Raw genomic sequence first — 15341 nt, forward strand, 5'->3', positions numbered from 1 at the left:
ATGTCAATTCCGGACAGATTGATTCCGCAGCATTCGCCCGTTGCGGATTCAACGGCCTGCGTCCGCGAAATCCGCAGTAATCCGGCAACGCCGACCCGATCCGACGGAATGGGGAATTCGGACGACAAACCCGCCTCGACGGCCGAATGCCCGCGGGGTTTGCCGGAATTTTGACATACCGGAGAACGTGATATCTGGACCGGGCCCCACCCCTGTGGCACTGTTCCGGCGAGAATCCTTCGACACCCACGGGGGGACATCCATGAAGCTCCGCACCCGGATCCGCGCCGGCGCCACCGCGCTCGCCGTCGCCACGGGCGGCCTGACCTTCGCCGTGGCGGGCCCCGCGACCGCCGCGCACGCGTGCGGACTGTCCCAGCTCGGCCCGGGCCACTCCATCTGGAGCGGGGGCCACACGGTGGGCGGCTTCTACCTCGCGTGGAACTCGTGCACCGCCCAGGCCTACACCGAGGCCCACATCACCAACACGAACTGGACCCGCAAGCAGGGTCAGATCGACGTCTACAACTACAGCTACCTCAGCGGCGGCGGCTCCCACGCCTCCGGCCCGTCCAGTCCGACGGTCGTCTTCGACGGGACCGCCTGGTGGGACTCGGGCATGCTCTCGATCTACTCCTACCCCAGCGGCGACCGCAACTACATGGGCCAGGTCCAGTTCAACGGCTGCTCGATCGGGTTCACCCCGAAGTGGAACTTCTCGGGGAGCGGGGCCCAGACCAACGGTTCGGACATGTACTGCTGACCCGGCGACAACAGCAGGCGTGCGCGGCCCCGGTGTTCCCCAGGTCCGACCTGATGCGGACACCGGGGCCGTCCCGTACGCCGCACCCATCGCCGCACCCACCGCCGCACCCACCGCCGCACCCGCCCCTACGGCGACCGTCAACGGACTGTCCCGGGTTACCGGTTGCCGCGCCGGAGCGGGAGAAGACCGGCAACCGGTCGGGCACGGACGGCAGGTGAGGCACGGCCATTGACCGGTGGTCAGCTGCGACGGAAGGATCCGCGGTCATGACGACGCGCATGGGTCCTGTGTGCCGGTGGCCGGTCGCTCCGCTGCGGTGGGCGGCCTTGCTGTCGCTGTTGGTGTCGGTCGGCGTGTTCTTCGCCGGGGCCGGGGAGGCCCGGGCCGCGCCCGCCTGCGGGGTGCTGTCCACCGGGGCGGCGCCACAGGCGACCGCGGCCGTCCGGTCCGCCTGCGGGCTGATCGGCACGCCGTACTCGTGGGGCGGCGGGCACGGGGCGCAGCCCGGTCCGACGTACGGGCTCTGCGACGCCTCCAACGGCGCCCCGGACGACTGCCACGTCCGGGGCCTGGACTGCTCGGGCATGGTCCGTTACGCCTACGACCTGGCGGTCGGCGAGGACGTCGTCAACGGCACCACGCGGACCCAGTGGCCGTCCTCCCGGGCCGTCGCCCGCTCCTACCGGGCGGACGGGACCGCGCCGCTGCTCCCCGGCGACCTGGTGTTCTTCGGCGCCACCGCCCCGACCATCCACCACGTGGCGATGTACCTCGGGCAGGGCTGGATCGTCGAGGCGCCCTACTCCGGCGGCTACGTCCAAGTGGCCGCGCTCGCCTCGCACGGCGACTACTACGGCGCGATCCGGCTGTACGGCCCCGGCAACTCCACCCCGACGCCACCCCAGCCGCCGTCGGGCGGCGGCACGTACTGGGTGGACACCTTCGCCGCCGCGAGCGTCTACGCCTCGCCGAACTCGACCACCGCCACCGGAACCCTGAAGCAGGGCACCAACTACGTCTACTGCAAGGCCTGGGGCCGCGAGGTGTCGAACGGCACCGCGTACAACCACTGGTGGCTGAAGACCGACCCCGACATCGGCCCGGCCGGCCAATGGGTCTCCGCCTACAACCTCTCCCACTGGGGCAACGACACCGCCAAGGACAACGACGGCACCACCATCCCCGACTGCCCGGGTGGTGGGACCCCGCCCGCCACCGGTACGCACTGGGTGGACACCTTCGCCACCGCCGCCGTCTACGCCTCGCCGAACTCCACCACCGCCACCGGAACCCTGAAGCAGGGCACCAACTACGTCTACTGCAAGGCCTGGGGCCGCGAGGTGTCGAACGGCACCGCATACAACCACTGGTGGCTGAAGACCGACCCCGACAGCGGCCCCGCCGGCCAATGGGTCTCCGCCTACAACCTCTCCCACTGGGGCAACGACACCGCCAAGGACAACGACGGCACCACCATCCCCGACTGCTAGGAGGAGGTTCCCGGAGCCCGATGCGTCGGGGACCGGGCGGGACGGACCGGGCAGGGCGGGGACCGGACGGACAGGGACCGGACGGACGGGTACCGGGCGGGGCGGACCGATCAGTTTTCGAGAAGCCCCCGGCCCGGGCCCCCGCCTAGCGTTGCGGTCATGAGCGACATCACCATTCACTGGACCTTCCTCCCGCACACCGACCCCGAGGCCTCCCTCGCCTTCTACCGCGACCTGCTCGGCTTCGAGGTCCGCAAGGACGTCGGCGGCGGCGCGATGCGCTGGATCACCGTCGGTCCCGCCGACCAGCCGGGCGTCTCGCTGGTGCTGGAGCCGCCGGCGATCGACCCGGGCATCACCGAGGAGGAGCGGCGGACCATCACCGAGATGATGGCGAAGGGCACCTACGCCCGGCTCGTCCTCGGGACCGCGGACCTGGACGGCGTCTTCGACCGGCTGAAGTCCGGCGGCGCCGAGCTGGTGCAGGAGCCGGCCGAGCAGCAGTGGGGTGCGCGTGACTGCGCGTTCCGCGACCCGGCGGGCAACCTGATCCGCTTCAACGAGGTGCGCTGAACCAGCCGCCAGGCCGGCCGGGCAGCCGTAGGCCGCCCCGGTGGCCGAACACGGAAACCCCCCGGCACCCGCACCCGACGGGCCCGACCCCACGGCACCGGCCGGACCGGACCCCCTCGATTCTGGTTGGATCGAGGGGGTTCACCGCCGACCGTGACCGCGGGGTCGGGCCCGCCCGATCGACAGGGAGAGACGACGACCATGCCCAAGAGGACGGACGCGCACCCCGCGCCGCACGCCGCCGACACCCACGACCTGATCCGCGTCCACGGCGCGCGCGAGAACAACCTCAAGGACGTCAGTGTCGACATCCCCAAGCGCCGGCTGACGGTGTTCACCGGCGTGTCCGGTTCGGGCAAGAGTTCACTGGTCTTCGACACCATCGCCGCCGAGTCCCAGCGGCTGATCAACGAGACCTACAGCGCCTTCGTCCAGGGTTTCATGCCCACGCTGGCCCGCCCCGAGGTGGACGTCCTGGAGGGCCTGACCACCGCGATCATCGTCGACCAGCAGCGGATGGGCGCCGACCCGCGCTCCACCGTCGGCACCGCCACCGACGCCAACGCGATGCTGCGCATCCTGTTCAGCCGCCTCGGCACGCCGCACATCGGTTCGCCGAAGGCCTTCTCCTTCAACGTGCCCTCGATCAGCGGGGCGGGCGCGGTGACCGTCGAGCGCGCCGGCAAGACCGTCAAGGAGCGGCGCAGCTTCAGCATCACCGGCGGCATGTGCCCGCGCTGCGAGGGCCGGGGCAGTGTCTCCGACATCGACCTCACCCAGCTGTACGACGACGGCAAGTCGATCGCCGAGGGCGCGATCACCATCCCCGGCTGGAAGACCGACAGCTGGTGGACGGTCGGCATCTACGCCAACTCGGGCTTCCTCGACCCGGACAAGCCGATCCGCGAGTACACCAGGAAGGAACTGCAGGACTTCCTGTACCGGGAGCCGACCAAGGTCAAGGTCAACGGCGTCAACCTCACCTACGAGGGCCTGATCCCCAAGATCCAGAAGTCGATGCTCTCCAAGGACAAGGACGCGCTGCAGCCGCACATCCGCGCCTTCGTCGAGCGTGCCGTCACCTTCACCGCCTGCCCCGACTGCGGCGGCACCCGGCTCAGCGAGGCCGCCCGCTCCTCCAGGATCGCCGGGACCAGCATCGCCGACGCCTGCGCGATGCAGATCAGCGACCTCGCCGCGTGGGTCCGCGGACTCGACGAGCCCTCGGTGACGCCGCTGCTCACCACCCTGCGGGAGACCCTCGACTCCTTCGTGGAGATCGGCCTCGGCTACCTCTCGCTGGACCGCCCGTCCGGCACGCTCTCCGGCGGCGAGGCACAACGGGTCAAGATGATCCGTCACCTCGGCTCCTCACTCACCGACACCACGTACGTCTTCGACGAACCCACCACCGGCCTGCACCCGCACGACATCGACCGGATGAACAAGCTGCTGCTGCGCCTGCGCGACAAGGGCAACACCGTGCTGGTGGTCGAGCACAAGCCGCAGACCATCGCGATCGCGGACCACGTGGTCGACCTCGGTCCCGGCGCCGGTGCGGCGGGCGGCTCGGTCTGCTACGAGGGCGGCGTGGACGGGCTGCGGGGCAGCGGCACGGTCACCGGCCGGCACCTGGCGGACCGGGCGCCGCTGCGGGAGAGCGTGCGCAAGCCCACCGGGCAGCTGGAGATCCGGGGCGCGGACACCCACAACCTGCGGGACGTGGACGTGGACGTCCCGCTCGGGGTGCTCACCGTGGTGACCGGGGTCGCCGGCTCCGGAAAGAGCTCGCTGATCCACGGCTCGATCCCCGTCCACGAGGGCGTGGTCTCGGTCGACCAGGGCGCGATCCGCGGCTCGCGCCGCAGCAACCCGGCCACCTACACCGGACTGCTGGAACCGGTCCGCAAGGCCTTCGCCAAGGCCAACGGCGTCAAGCCGGCCCTGTTCAGCGCCAACTCCGAGGGCGCCTGCCCGACCTGCAACGGCGCCGGGGTGGTCTACACCGACCTGGCGATGATGGCCGGGGTGGCCACCACCTGCGAGGACTGCGAGGGCAAGCGCTACCAGCCCGCCGTGCTGGAGTACCGCCTCGGCGGCCGGGACATCGCCGAGGTGCTGGCGATGCCGGTGACCGAGGCCCAGGAGTTCTTCGGCGAGGGCGAGGCCCGGCTGCCCGCCGCCCACCGGATCCTGGAGCGGCTGGCGGACGTCGGCCTCGGCTACATCAGCCTCGGTCAGCCGCTCACCACGCTCTCCGGCGGCGAGCGGCAGCGGCTCAAGCTGGCCACCCACATGGCGGACAAGGGCGGCGTCTACGTCCTCGACGAGCCGACCACCGGCCTGCACCTGGCCGACGTCGAGCAACTGCTCGGGCTGCTGGACCGGCTGGTCGAGTCCGGCAAGTCCGTCATCGTGATCGAGCACCACCCGGCGGTCATGGCGCACGCCGACTGGATCATCGACCTGGGCCCGGGCGCCGGTCACGACGGCGGGCGGGTGGTCTTCGAGGGCACCCCGGCCGAGCTGATCGCGGCCCGCTCCACGCCGACGGGCGAGGCCCTGGCGGAGTACGTCGGCGGCTGAGCCCCGCCGCTCCGGCCGGTCACCGGTCGCCGGGCGCCGGGCGCGGGTCACCGATCGCCGGGCGCGGGTCACCGATCGCCGGGCGCGGGTCACCGAGCACCGGGCGCCCCGGGCCCTCCCCCTCGGGAGCCCTCCCACAGGGGGCGTCACCCCAGGGGGAGGGCCATCTCCAGGATCCGCGCCGAGGTGTCCAGCACGTACGGCGTCTCGCCCCCGGTGTACGCGAACCCGCGCCGCAGGTAGAAGGCGGCTGCGCGGGGGTTCGCCTCGTGGACCCCGAGCAGCATCCGCGCGGCGCCCTGACCGCGGGCCCAGGCGAGGACCGCGTCCAGCATGGCGTCCGCGACGCCGCGTTCGCGGCCGCGGTGCTCCGGGTCCACCCAGACGCCGATCAGCTCGACGGCGTCGGCGTGGTCCTTGCTCGGGACGGACAGCATGGTGGCGACCCACTCCCCGTCGGCGTCCACCGCGACCAGGCCGACCCTGCCGGGCTCGTTGACCCAGTCCGTCCGGGCCCGCCACGTGCCCTCGCCGAGGCGGCCGGCCTCGGCGTGGATCTCGCCGAACGCCATGGGCGTGTCGAGGAGTTGGGCGAGGCGCACCGTCCGCAGCCGCTGCCAGTCGTCACGGCCGATCCGCTCGATCCGGTACGTCACGCTCTCCCCCGTCACACCGCGCGTCACAGGACGCTGCCTCCGCCACCGGTGATCACCGGTGGCGAAGGCAGGATAGCCGGAGCCCGGGCCTTGACCGCGGGCCCGGGCCGAGGCCCGCGGTCAGGGCACCAGGTCAAGGCCCCGGGTCAAGGCCCCGGGTCAGGGCCCGCGGTCAGCCCCCGGGGCGGACCGGCGTCACGGCTTGATGCGGACCACCTGCGGGTCGTGGTCGCTCGCCTGCTGGGCGAACTCGGAGTTGATGTGCACCACGTCGTACTTGGCGTAGCCGACCTCGGGGCTGACCAGGATGTGGTCCAGCACCTGCGAGTTGCCCTGGTAGACGTACGAGTACTGCTCGGTCTCGGGCAGCTCGTTCACCAGGTCGCGCAGCACGCCGCCCTTGGTGAGCGCGGCCAGCGCGGGCGAGAACTGGTAGTCGTTGAAGTCGCCGAGGGAGACGACCCTGGCCTCCTTGTCGGCGGCCAGCAGCTGCGCGACGAAGGCCTGCTCGACGGTGGCCTGCTTGACCCGCTGCACCTCGGAGCTGCGGGTCGGCTGCTGGAAGCGGCTGTCGATGCCCTGGTCGCCGCCCTTGCTGTTGAAGTGGTTGGCGATCACGAAGACCTTCTGGCCGCGGAAGACGAACTGGCCGACCAGCGGCTTGCGGCTGTTGGTCCAGGCATCGTCGTTCGGCGCGATCCGGCCGGGCGAGGCGGTCAGCGCGGTGGCGGCGCCGGTGCCGGTGACGCCGACGGCGGTGGTGGAGTCGCCGCCCGCGATGTCGGTGAAGGAGACCCGCTGCGGGTTGAACAGGAAGACCTGGCGGATGTTGCCGCCGGGCTCGCCGCCGTCCTTGCCGTCCTGCGGGTCGATCGAGCGCCAGTCGTAGGCCGGGCCGCCGGCCGCCTTGATCGCGGCGACGAACTTGGCCACGGTCTGGCTCGCGTCCACGGTGCCGTCGCTCTTGGAACCGTTGTTGTCCTGGATCTCCTCCAGGGCGACGACGTCGGGCGAGCGCAGGTTGGTGACGACGCCCTGGGCGAGCTCGGCGAACTTGGCGTCCGGGTTGTTCGGCGCCAGGTTCTCCACGTTGTAGGTGGCGAGGGTGAGTTCGCGGTCGGTCGCCTGGGCGGTGACCTCGCGCTGGAGGTGGTTGTCCTTCAGGGTGCCCACGGTGCCGGCGACGAGCGTGTAGCCGCCGAAGTTGTTGTAGTCCAGCGGGCCGGTGGTGGTGCCGGTCAGCTCGTCGCCGACGTTGGCCACCGGGAAGGGCTGCTGGGAGACCGCGGCCTGCTGCTGGATCATCAGACGGCCGACGTTGGGCTCGCGGTAGGACTCGTACAGGACGCCGCCGCGCTTGCTGCGCTGGTCCTGGCGGTCCGCGGCGACCCACAGCTCGTTGTACTTGTCGGTCGCCTGGATCACCCGGACGTCCTTGACCTGGACGAGCATGCCCTCCAGGGACTCGTAGAAGTCCAGGGCGTACTTCTCCGGGTTCAGGGTCACGCCGTCGATGGAGCCGTCCGCGCCGGCCGCCGGGCTGTAGGTGCCGGGGATGTTGCGGGTGTCGACGACGACCGGGGCGGGCAGCGGGTTGCCGGAGGAGACGACCGTGACGGCCGGGGCGGAGATCTCGGTGACGGACTGCGAGCCGCCGGAGTAGCTCGGGTAGTACTCGGTGACCTTGCCGCTGACCAGCACGGAGTCGCCGACCTTGACGGTCGGGTTGCCGCCGGTGAAGACGAAGATGCCCTCGCTGGTGGCCGGGTCCGCGTCCGGGTTCGGGTCCTGGATCCAGAAGCCCTTGGAACTGCCGTACGCACGCACGCCGGTGACGATGCCGGGCACGCCGGTGACGGGCTTGCCGGCCTGCGGGGATATCCGGGTGGCGCCCTGGACGTCGTGGATCCGCAGCGGGCCGGCCTCGGTCGGGGCGGGGGTGGCCGCGCCGGCGGCGTTGGCCACCGGGAGCGGGACGAGCACCAGCGAGGCGGCCAGCGAGGCCGGGATCAGGGCGGCGCGCAGCAGGGTTCTGTGCGGGCGGGAGGCGGGGGCGGTGGTCACCGGGGCAGGACTCCTAGCTCCGTCGTGCGGCACGGTCGTGGCACGGCGGTCCGGGCGGAGGCGCGCTTCGAGCGCGCGCTACTCGCGTAGAGGAAGCAGGGGACGGACACCCGCCCCCCGCGGCGCCCCTCAAGATACGCGCGTAGAAAAAGCCCCGACAAGACCCCGTCGGTGAACTGTCGGTTCCCCTCAGGTGACTTGACTCACGGTCAGGCCAGGCTGCTCACAGCCCGCTCCCAGCGGGCTCCCAGAAACCCCCGGCCCCTCCGCCACCGGCCCGCACGGCTCGCGGCCGCGCAAGGCGTCGTGCGCGTCGAGCGTCTTGCCGGCGCGCACGGCGTCCAGGAACGTGACGACGGCCTGCTCGATGCCGCGCTGACGGGCCACCGGCACCCAGTCGCCCCGGCGCCGGACGGTCGGCTGACCCCGGTGGTCGACCACCTCGGAGAGGTTGTGGACCTCACGCTTGGAATCGCCGCCGGACACCTCCAGCACCTCCTCCGTCGAACCGGACAGCCGGTTCATGATGCCCAGCGCCGTGAACCCCTCGCCGGCGAGGGTCAGCACGACGTGCTCGACCAGGCCGTCGCGCACCCGCGAGCGGACATCGACGTGCTCGACCTCCCCCGGCACCAGGAACCGGAGCACATCCACCACGTGGATGAAGTCGTCGAAGACCATCGACCGCGCAGCCTCCGGCAGACCCTCACGGTTCTTCTGCAGCACGATCAGGTCACGCGGACGCTCCTTCGCCTGCACGTAGCCGGGCGCGAAACGCCGGTTGAAGCCCACCATCAGCGAACGGCCCGTCCGGTCGGCCAGATCGACCAGCCGACGGGCACCGTCCACGGTGTAGTCCAACGGCTTGTCCACGTACACATCGATGCCCGCCGTCAGCAACTGCTCCACGATCGGCACGTGCTGACTCGTCGCGGCATGCACGAACGCCGCCCGGATCCCACTCCCGACCAGCGCACCGAGATCGGTGAACCGGTGCTCCGGCGCGATCCGGTGAGCATCACCGATGCGGTCCAGCTTGGCCGCGTCCCGGGTCATCAACCGCAGGTCGAGCCCGGGCAGCGCGGTGAGCACCGGCAGATACGCCTTCTGCGCGATGTCACCGAGGCCGATGACCCCGACCGGGAGGAGGCTGTCGGAAACAGAGGACGAACTCATCGGATTCTCCACACACGCGTGTCGGCAGTGTCGCCCCCACCCTATTCACTGGCTCCCACGCCCCACCAACCCGTCGCCGGCACGCACCATCGCCGGCGCGGCCGGCCACCGCACGGTCCCTCCGTCGAGTGGCCGGCACCAGTCGACACCGACGGTCTGGGGCGGTGGCGGCGTGCACGGTGGTTGGCCCGGTTGCGGCTCGCGGTCGGCGTGCCGAGTCGGTGAACCGGTCCTCGGGGGTGATCCGGTGGGCCTCGCCGATCCGGGTCGGTCCGGTGCTGAGGGTACGGACGGTCGTCGGTTCCCGCCCCGTGCGGCCGGCGCCCTGCCGGCTCAGGTGGCCAGGAGGGATTCGGCGATGCTGCGGGCGCGCCAGGCGGCGTCCGGGGTGCCCTCGCGTAGGGCGGTGACGATGGCTCCGTCCATCAGCAGGGCGAACTGCCGTGCGCGGCAAGAGGGTTCGGGGATGTCGGCGGCGCGCATGAGCTGTTCGACGAGTTCGATGACGCGCCGTTTGTGCAGGGCCGCCATCTCGCGGGCCGGGCTGGTGCGGTCGGCGATTTCGGTCATCGTGTTGATGGCGACGCAGCCGCGGTAGTCCTGTGCGGCGAATCGTTCGGCCAGGGCGTCGAAGACGTGCAGGGGGTGGCCGCCGTGGGCGGCGACGCGTTCGGAGAGCCAGGCGCGCCAGCGTGCGTCCCGGCCTTCGAGGACGGCGGTGACCAGGGCTTCCTTGCCGGTGAAGTGCCGGTAGAAGGAGGCCCGGCCCACGCCGGATTCGGAGAGGATGCGCTCGACGCCGACCGCGTGGATGCCGTTCGCGTAGAAGAGGGACTCGGCCGTGCTCAGCAGGCGCGCCCGTGCGTTGACTGCCATGGGACCGATCCTAACCGCCCTTGACGCCAAACGGCACCGATCGGTACCGTTTTCGCGTCGGAACGGAACCGATCGGTACCGTTTCAGGGGACAGTCGTACAGCGGGGGGACGCATGAACGAGGACTGGGCCGAGGCCGCCGTCGAACTGGTCGCCGGCTACACGGTGGTGACGGCGGGCGGCGAGGCGGTCTCCTCGGTGCCCCGGGCGCTGGTGGCCTTCCAGGGCGGCTTCGCCAAGCTGCGACTGCCCGGCACCGCGACGGTGCAGGTGGTCTCCGCCCCCGCCGTCCGCCTGATCACCCTCACGACCGGGTGACCCCGGCGGTCGGACGCCCGACCGCCCCCATGGACCTGCGGCTGCACGGCCGCCCTGGCCGGGACGCCACGCCACCTGCACACGGCGCGGCCGCCCGACCCGGGACGCCGGGCAGCCGCACAACCGTTTCCTGACGCCCGTTTCCGAACGCCCGTGGCAGAACCCCGCCGCGCGCTACGCGCTCGCGGCCGCCGCCTCGGCGAGGGCGTCGAGGACCGGCCGGATCAGCGGGTGCCCGTCGGCACCGGCCCGCACGGCCGCGAACACCCGACGGGTGGCGAGCTCGCTGTCCACCGGGCGGACGGCCACCTGCCCGAGGTCGACGCCGCGCAGCGCCGAGCGCGGCACCAGGGCGACCCCGGCGCCCGCCGAGGCGAGCGCCACGACGGCGCGGAAGTCGTCGGAGGAGTGCAGCAGCCGGGGCTGGAACCCGGCGTGTTCACAGGCCAGCAGCACCACGTCGTGGCAGGGGTTGCCCGGGTAGGGGCCGATCCAGGGCTCGTCGGCCAGGGCGGCGACGTCGAGCGGGCCGGCCTCTCCGGCGAGGGGGTGGCCGAGCGGCAGGACGGCCTCGAAGGGCTCGGCGTACAGCGGCACCCTGGTCAGCCGGGCGTCGTCGGCGCGCGGGGCGCCGCGGTACTCGACGGCCACCGCGAGGTCGGCCCGGCCGTCCAGGACCATCGGCAGGCTGGCGTCGCCCTCGGCGTCCAGCACCTTGAGCCGCACTCCCGGCGCGCGCTCGCCGAGCAGGCCGATGGCGGGGGCGAGCACCAGCCCGATGCCGGTGGCGAAGGAGGCGACGGTGACCTCGCCGGAGACGCCCGCGCTGTAGGCGGCGAGGTCGGCCTCGGCACGTTCCAGTTGGGCGAGCACGACGTCGGCGTGGCCGAGCAGGATCTCCCCGGCGGCGGTCAGCCGCACGCCCCGGCCCTCGCGGGCGAGCAGGTGGTGCCCGGTCTCCTGTTCCAGGGCGGCGAGCTGCTGGGAGACCGCGGAGGGGGTCAGGTAGAGGGCGGCCGCCGCGGCGGTCACGGTGCGGTGGTCCGCCACGGCCCGCAGGGTCCGCAGCCGTCGTGCGTCGATCACAGGCCAATTCTGCCAGCGCGGCGGAGCGAACCGGACAGAGCGGGCGGGACCGCGTGGACGCGGGCCCGGCAGGCGGCACGGAGCGGGACCGCGTGGACGCGGGCCGGCAGGCGGCACGGGCCCAGCAGGCGGCACGGAGCGGGCCGGGACGCGGCCGAGCCGGCGCGGCCGCACCTTCGGACGGAGCTACCACCCGTGACGTATTTCCGGTCGGGATCGCTCCCCTTCGTTGACCGTCGGGCCGGACGGCGCTTGGCTCGTGACCGACCGGGCCGCGGGGGTCGAGCGGGCCCGGACACCGTCATCTGGGGAGGATGATCGATGACCACCGCACGCACCCGCCGCCGACTGGCCCGTACGGCCTGCGTCCTGGCCGCCGTCACTGCGGTCGGCGCCGTGATGCCCGCCGCCGAGGCCCGGCCGCCCAAGGGCGACACCGCCCGGGTCAGCGAGGGGCCCAAGGGCGAGGGGCTCGACCGCGAGTCCTTCGCGCTCGGCCTGAGCGGCGACGGCCGGCTGGCCCTGTTCTCGTCCTCGGCGACGAACCTGTTGCCCGGCGGTGCCGGCGCCGGGGGCGACGTCTACCTCCGCGACCTGCGCAACGGGCACCTCCAGCGGGTCAGTGTCGCCGACGACGGCGCTTCGCTGAACGCGGGCACCGGCGATGCGGCGATCAGCGGGGACGGCCGGTACGTGGTGTTCGGCACCGCCGCGACCAACCTGCTGCCCGCCCTGCCGAAGCACGCCAACGACATCTACGTCCGGGACCTGTGGACCGGCCGCACCGAGCTGGTCACCGCCGCCGACGGCAGCTCCGGCGTGGGCGACGACCAGAGCCGGCGCACCGCCTACAACCCGGCGATCAGCTGGGACGGGCGCTACGTGACCTACTCCTCCGACCGCTCCGACCTCGCGCCCGGCGTCCGCGCGGGCAAGTTCAACATCTTCGTCACCGACCGCTGGACCCACACCACCCGGGTGGTCTCCACCGGGGCCGACGGCAGCCCGGCCGACAACAGCTCCTACAGCCCGACGATCAGCGCGGACGGCAGCCGCATCGAGTTCAACTCCCGGGCCGGCAACCTGCTCCCGGCGGCCGAGACCCCGCCCGCCGCCAAGGCCGCGGCGGCCGACACCGCCGACGAGCCCGGGGCACCCCGCACCACCGCCGCCGGGACGAGCCCCCGGCTGGCCGGGCTGCGCGCCTACCCGGACTACGTGTGGGACTCCCGCACCGGCAAGATCACCGGCGCGAGCCTCGACGAGACCGGGGAGCTGCAGGGCGGCGGCTCCGACGGGCAGATCAGCCCGTCCGGCCGGTACGTCGTCTACGACCTCTTCCAGCCGGGCGGCCGCCCGGGCTCGCACGGCCGGCACTCGGACGTCTTCCTGCACGAGCTGGCCACCGGCAAGGTCACCAAGGTCAGCAACCCGCTGCCCGGCGCCACCGACATCCGGGACTCCTTCAACGCCGCGATGTCCCTGACCGACGAGGTCTTCTTCGCCTCCGACGCCGACGACCTGGTCCCCGGCGACACCAACGAGCAGACCGACATCTTCCGCTACAGCCCGTGGACCGGGCGCACCGACCGTGTCTCCCTCACCCGGGACGACGCGCAGAGCACCGCCTCGTCGTACTTCCCGAGGGTCGACGCCTTCGGCACGACGCTGCTGTTCACCGCCGACGACGGCAACCTCGTCCCGGGCGACGACAACCAGAGCGCGGACGTCTTCCGCCGCCGCCTCTGAACCGACGCGCGGCTGGACGACCGGACGGCTGGACGACCGGACGACCGACCACCCGGGTGGCCTGATCCGCTGCCCGAAATGGCCTGACTCCCCTGCGGGATACGTCCGTTGACGTACTTTTCCGCCGGGATCACCCGGGGCCGTTGACCACCGCGCCCTCCCGACGATTGGCTCTGCACGAGCCCGTCGCCGGGAGGGAGCCCGGCGCAGGGGGCGATCACCGGGGAGGACAACGCCCATGACCCGTAGCACCCGTAGCACCCGCACTTCCGGTACCACCCGCACTTCCCGCACCACCCGCAACCGGTGGCTGGCCGGCAGCGGCGGCGTCCTCGTGGCCGCCGCCGTGCTCGCCACCACCGTCGTCCCCGCCCAGGCCGCTCCGGCGCCGCGCGGCACCGTCCAGGTCAGCGTCGGACTGAACGGCGCGGTGCCGGACAACCAGTCGTGGAGCAAGGGGATCAGCGCGGACGGGCACTACGCCCTGTTCACCTCGTGGGCCACGAACCTGGTGTCGCAGCCCGCGAAGAGCGGCCGCGACGCCTACGTCCGCGACCTGCGGACCGGCCGTACCGAGCGGATCAACCTGGCCGACGACGGCAGCGTCCTGAACGGCTTCACCGACTACGTCGCGATCAACGCCGACGGCCGCTACGTCGCCTTCGAGAGCGACGCCGAGAACGTGCTGCCCGGCATGCCGGTCCCGGGACGCACCGAGGTGTACGTCCGCGACCGCAGGACCGGCCGCACCGAGCTGGTCAGCGGCGCTCCCACCAGCACCGACGCCGACAAGTTCCACGCCTCGTACGCGCCCTCGATCAGCGCGAACGGCCGCTACGTGGCCTTCGTGTCCTCCCGGACCGACCTCGTTCCGGGCCTCCAGGGCGGTGACCCCTCGCTCGCCAGGCCCTACACCTGGGACTACAACGTCTACGTCACCGACCGCTGGACGGGGAAGACCCGTCTGGTCACCCTCGGCGTGGACGGCAAGCCGGGCGACAGCATGTCCCTCAATCCGACCATCAGCGCGGACGGCCGCACCGTCGGGTTCACCTCGTTCGCGTCCAACCTGGTGCCGGCCGGGCAGACCCCCGCCCTCGCCGCCCCGGCCGCCGAGGCCGCGGCCGCCGCCGGTCCCGTCGCCGGGCCCGTCGCAGGTCCCGCGGCCACCCGTCCCGCCCCCGATACGGCCGCCGCCACCGCCGACGTCGAGCTGGCCCCGGGCACCGCCACGGCCCTGCCCCGCGGCGCCCGGGTGGCACAGCCGAACCTCGCCCGGCCGACCACCGGCGCCTACTACACCTACGACGTCGACTCCGGCCGCATCTCCGCCGCGAGCCTGGACCTCGACGGCAAGCTCGGGTTCGCGAGCTTCGACGCGACGATCAGCCCGGACGGGCGGCGCGCCGTCTACGCCCTGCCGGAGCCCGGCGGGTCCACCAACGGCCACCGGTACCACCTGGTGCTGTACGTCCGGGACCTCAGGAAGGGCACGGTGACGAAGGTCAGCGGCGGCCTGCCCGGCACCACCTCGGTCGGCACCTCCGACCACGGCAGCGTCACCGCCGACAACCGCTGGATCTACTTCTCCTCCGCCGCCGACAACCTGGTGGCCGGCCCGCAGCACACGGGTTGGGACGTCTACCGCCAGGACCTGCGCACCGGCCGGACCGAGCGGGTCGCCACCGCGCCGGACGGCTCGTCCGGCAACGGCTCCTCGGTCGACCCCTTCGTGGACGCCCGGGGCGAGGCCGTGGTGTTCGGCTCGACCAGCGGCAACCTGGTCGCCGGCACCAACGGCCCGGCGAGCGAGGGCTACCAGGTCTTCGCCCGTCCCACCGGCCACCCCGGCGACGGCGACGGCGACGGCGACGACCAGGGCCAGGACGACGACGACTGACCGGGCCGCTCCCACCCGTCCGTCCGCCCCGGTCCCGCCCCGGAAACCGCCCCGGAAACCGCGAACGGGGGCGGGACGTCGGCCGGGCCGGCGTCCCGCCCC

12 protein-coding genes are annotated in these 15341 nt (G+C 72.6%); 7 read left to right on the top strand and 5 right to left on the bottom strand.

All coding sequences use genetic code 11. The features are described from left to right. The first annotated feature begins 262 nt into the window (after positions 1-262). From ACFV0O_RS23560 to ACFV0O_RS23575, 4 genes are all read left to right on the top strand, one after another. Positions 263-763, top strand: coding sequence for a hypothetical protein (locus ACFV0O_RS23560; RefSeq protein ID WP_380344981.1), 501 nt, complete (start codon positions 263-265; stop codon positions 761-763). Positions 764-1032: 269 nt separating this feature from the next. Then, the gene (locus ACFV0O_RS23565) at positions 1033-2256 is read left to right on the top strand and encodes a C40 family peptidase (protein WP_380344983.1); all 1224 of its coding nucleotides are present in this window, start codon (positions 1033-1035) and stop codon (positions 2254-2256) included. A gap of 159 nt (positions 2257-2415) precedes the next feature. Next, complete coding sequence (locus tag ACFV0O_RS23570) at positions 2416-2829, top strand: VOC family protein (protein ID WP_360254528.1); 414 nt, start codon at positions 2416-2418, stop codon at positions 2827-2829. Positions 2830-3030: 201 nt separating this feature from the next. After that, positions 3031-5415, top strand: a complete 2385-nt coding sequence (locus ACFV0O_RS23575) for an ATP-binding cassette domain-containing protein (RefSeq protein WP_380344985.1) — start codon at positions 3031-3033, stop codon at positions 5413-5415. A 146-nt stretch (positions 5416-5561) separates the two neighbouring features. On the opposite strand, the gene ACFV0O_RS23580 is transcribed toward ACFV0O_RS23575, so the two are convergent. The 4 genes from ACFV0O_RS23580 to ACFV0O_RS23595 form a co-directional block, all read right to left on the bottom strand. Continuing rightward, on the bottom strand, positions 5562-6071 hold the full coding sequence (locus ACFV0O_RS23580) for a GNAT family N-acetyltransferase (RefSeq protein WP_380344986.1): 510 nt from the start codon (positions 6069-6071) through the stop codon (positions 5562-5564). A gap of 195 nt (positions 6072-6266) precedes the next feature. Further along, positions 6267-8081, bottom strand: coding sequence for an endonuclease/exonuclease/phosphatase family protein (locus tag ACFV0O_RS23585; RefSeq protein ID WP_380345002.1), 1815 nt, complete (start codon positions 8079-8081; stop codon positions 6267-6269). 243 nt (positions 8082-8324) lie between these two features. After that, complete coding sequence (locus ACFV0O_RS23590; RefSeq protein ID WP_380344987.1) at positions 8325-9311, bottom strand: Gfo/Idh/MocA family protein; 987 nt, start codon at positions 9309-9311, stop codon at positions 8325-8327. 333 nt (positions 9312-9644) lie between these two features. After that, positions 9645-10187 carry a TetR/AcrR family transcriptional regulator gene (locus ACFV0O_RS23595; protein ID WP_380344989.1) on the bottom strand — a complete coding sequence of 181 codons (543 nt, stop codon included), beginning with the start codon at positions 10185-10187 and terminating at the stop codon, positions 9645-9647. Between the two features lie 113 nt (positions 10188-10300). On the opposite strand from ACFV0O_RS23595, the gene ACFV0O_RS23600 reads away from it, so the two are divergent. After that, a complete protein-coding gene (locus tag ACFV0O_RS23600) occupies positions 10301-10504 on the top strand; it encodes a hypothetical protein (RefSeq protein WP_380344990.1) in 204 nt (67 codons plus the stop codon). 174 nt (positions 10505-10678) lie between these two features. On the opposite strand, the gene ACFV0O_RS23605 is transcribed toward ACFV0O_RS23600, so the two are convergent. Then, positions 10679-11590, bottom strand: a complete 912-nt coding sequence (locus ACFV0O_RS23605; RefSeq protein ID WP_380344992.1) for a LysR family transcriptional regulator — start codon at positions 11588-11590, stop codon at positions 10679-10681. Between the two features lie 321 nt (positions 11591-11911). On the opposite strand from ACFV0O_RS23605, the gene ACFV0O_RS23610 reads away from it, so the two are divergent. Next, positions 11912-13339 (top strand): TolB family protein, encoded by a 1428-nt coding sequence (locus tag ACFV0O_RS23610; protein WP_380344994.1) that lies wholly within the window; start codon positions 11912-11914, stop codon positions 13337-13339. Between the two features lie 238 nt (positions 13340-13577). Continuing rightward, positions 13578-15239, top strand: coding sequence for a TolB family protein (locus tag ACFV0O_RS23615; RefSeq protein WP_380344996.1), 1662 nt, complete (start codon positions 13578-13580; stop codon positions 15237-15239). The last annotated feature ends 102 nt before the right edge of the window (positions 15240-15341 follow it).

Source organism: Kitasatospora sp. NPDC059577 (genome assembly GCF_042735475.1).
In the GTDB taxonomy this organism is placed as follows: Bacteria; Actinomycetota; Actinomycetes; order Streptomycetales; family Streptomycetaceae; genus Kitasatospora.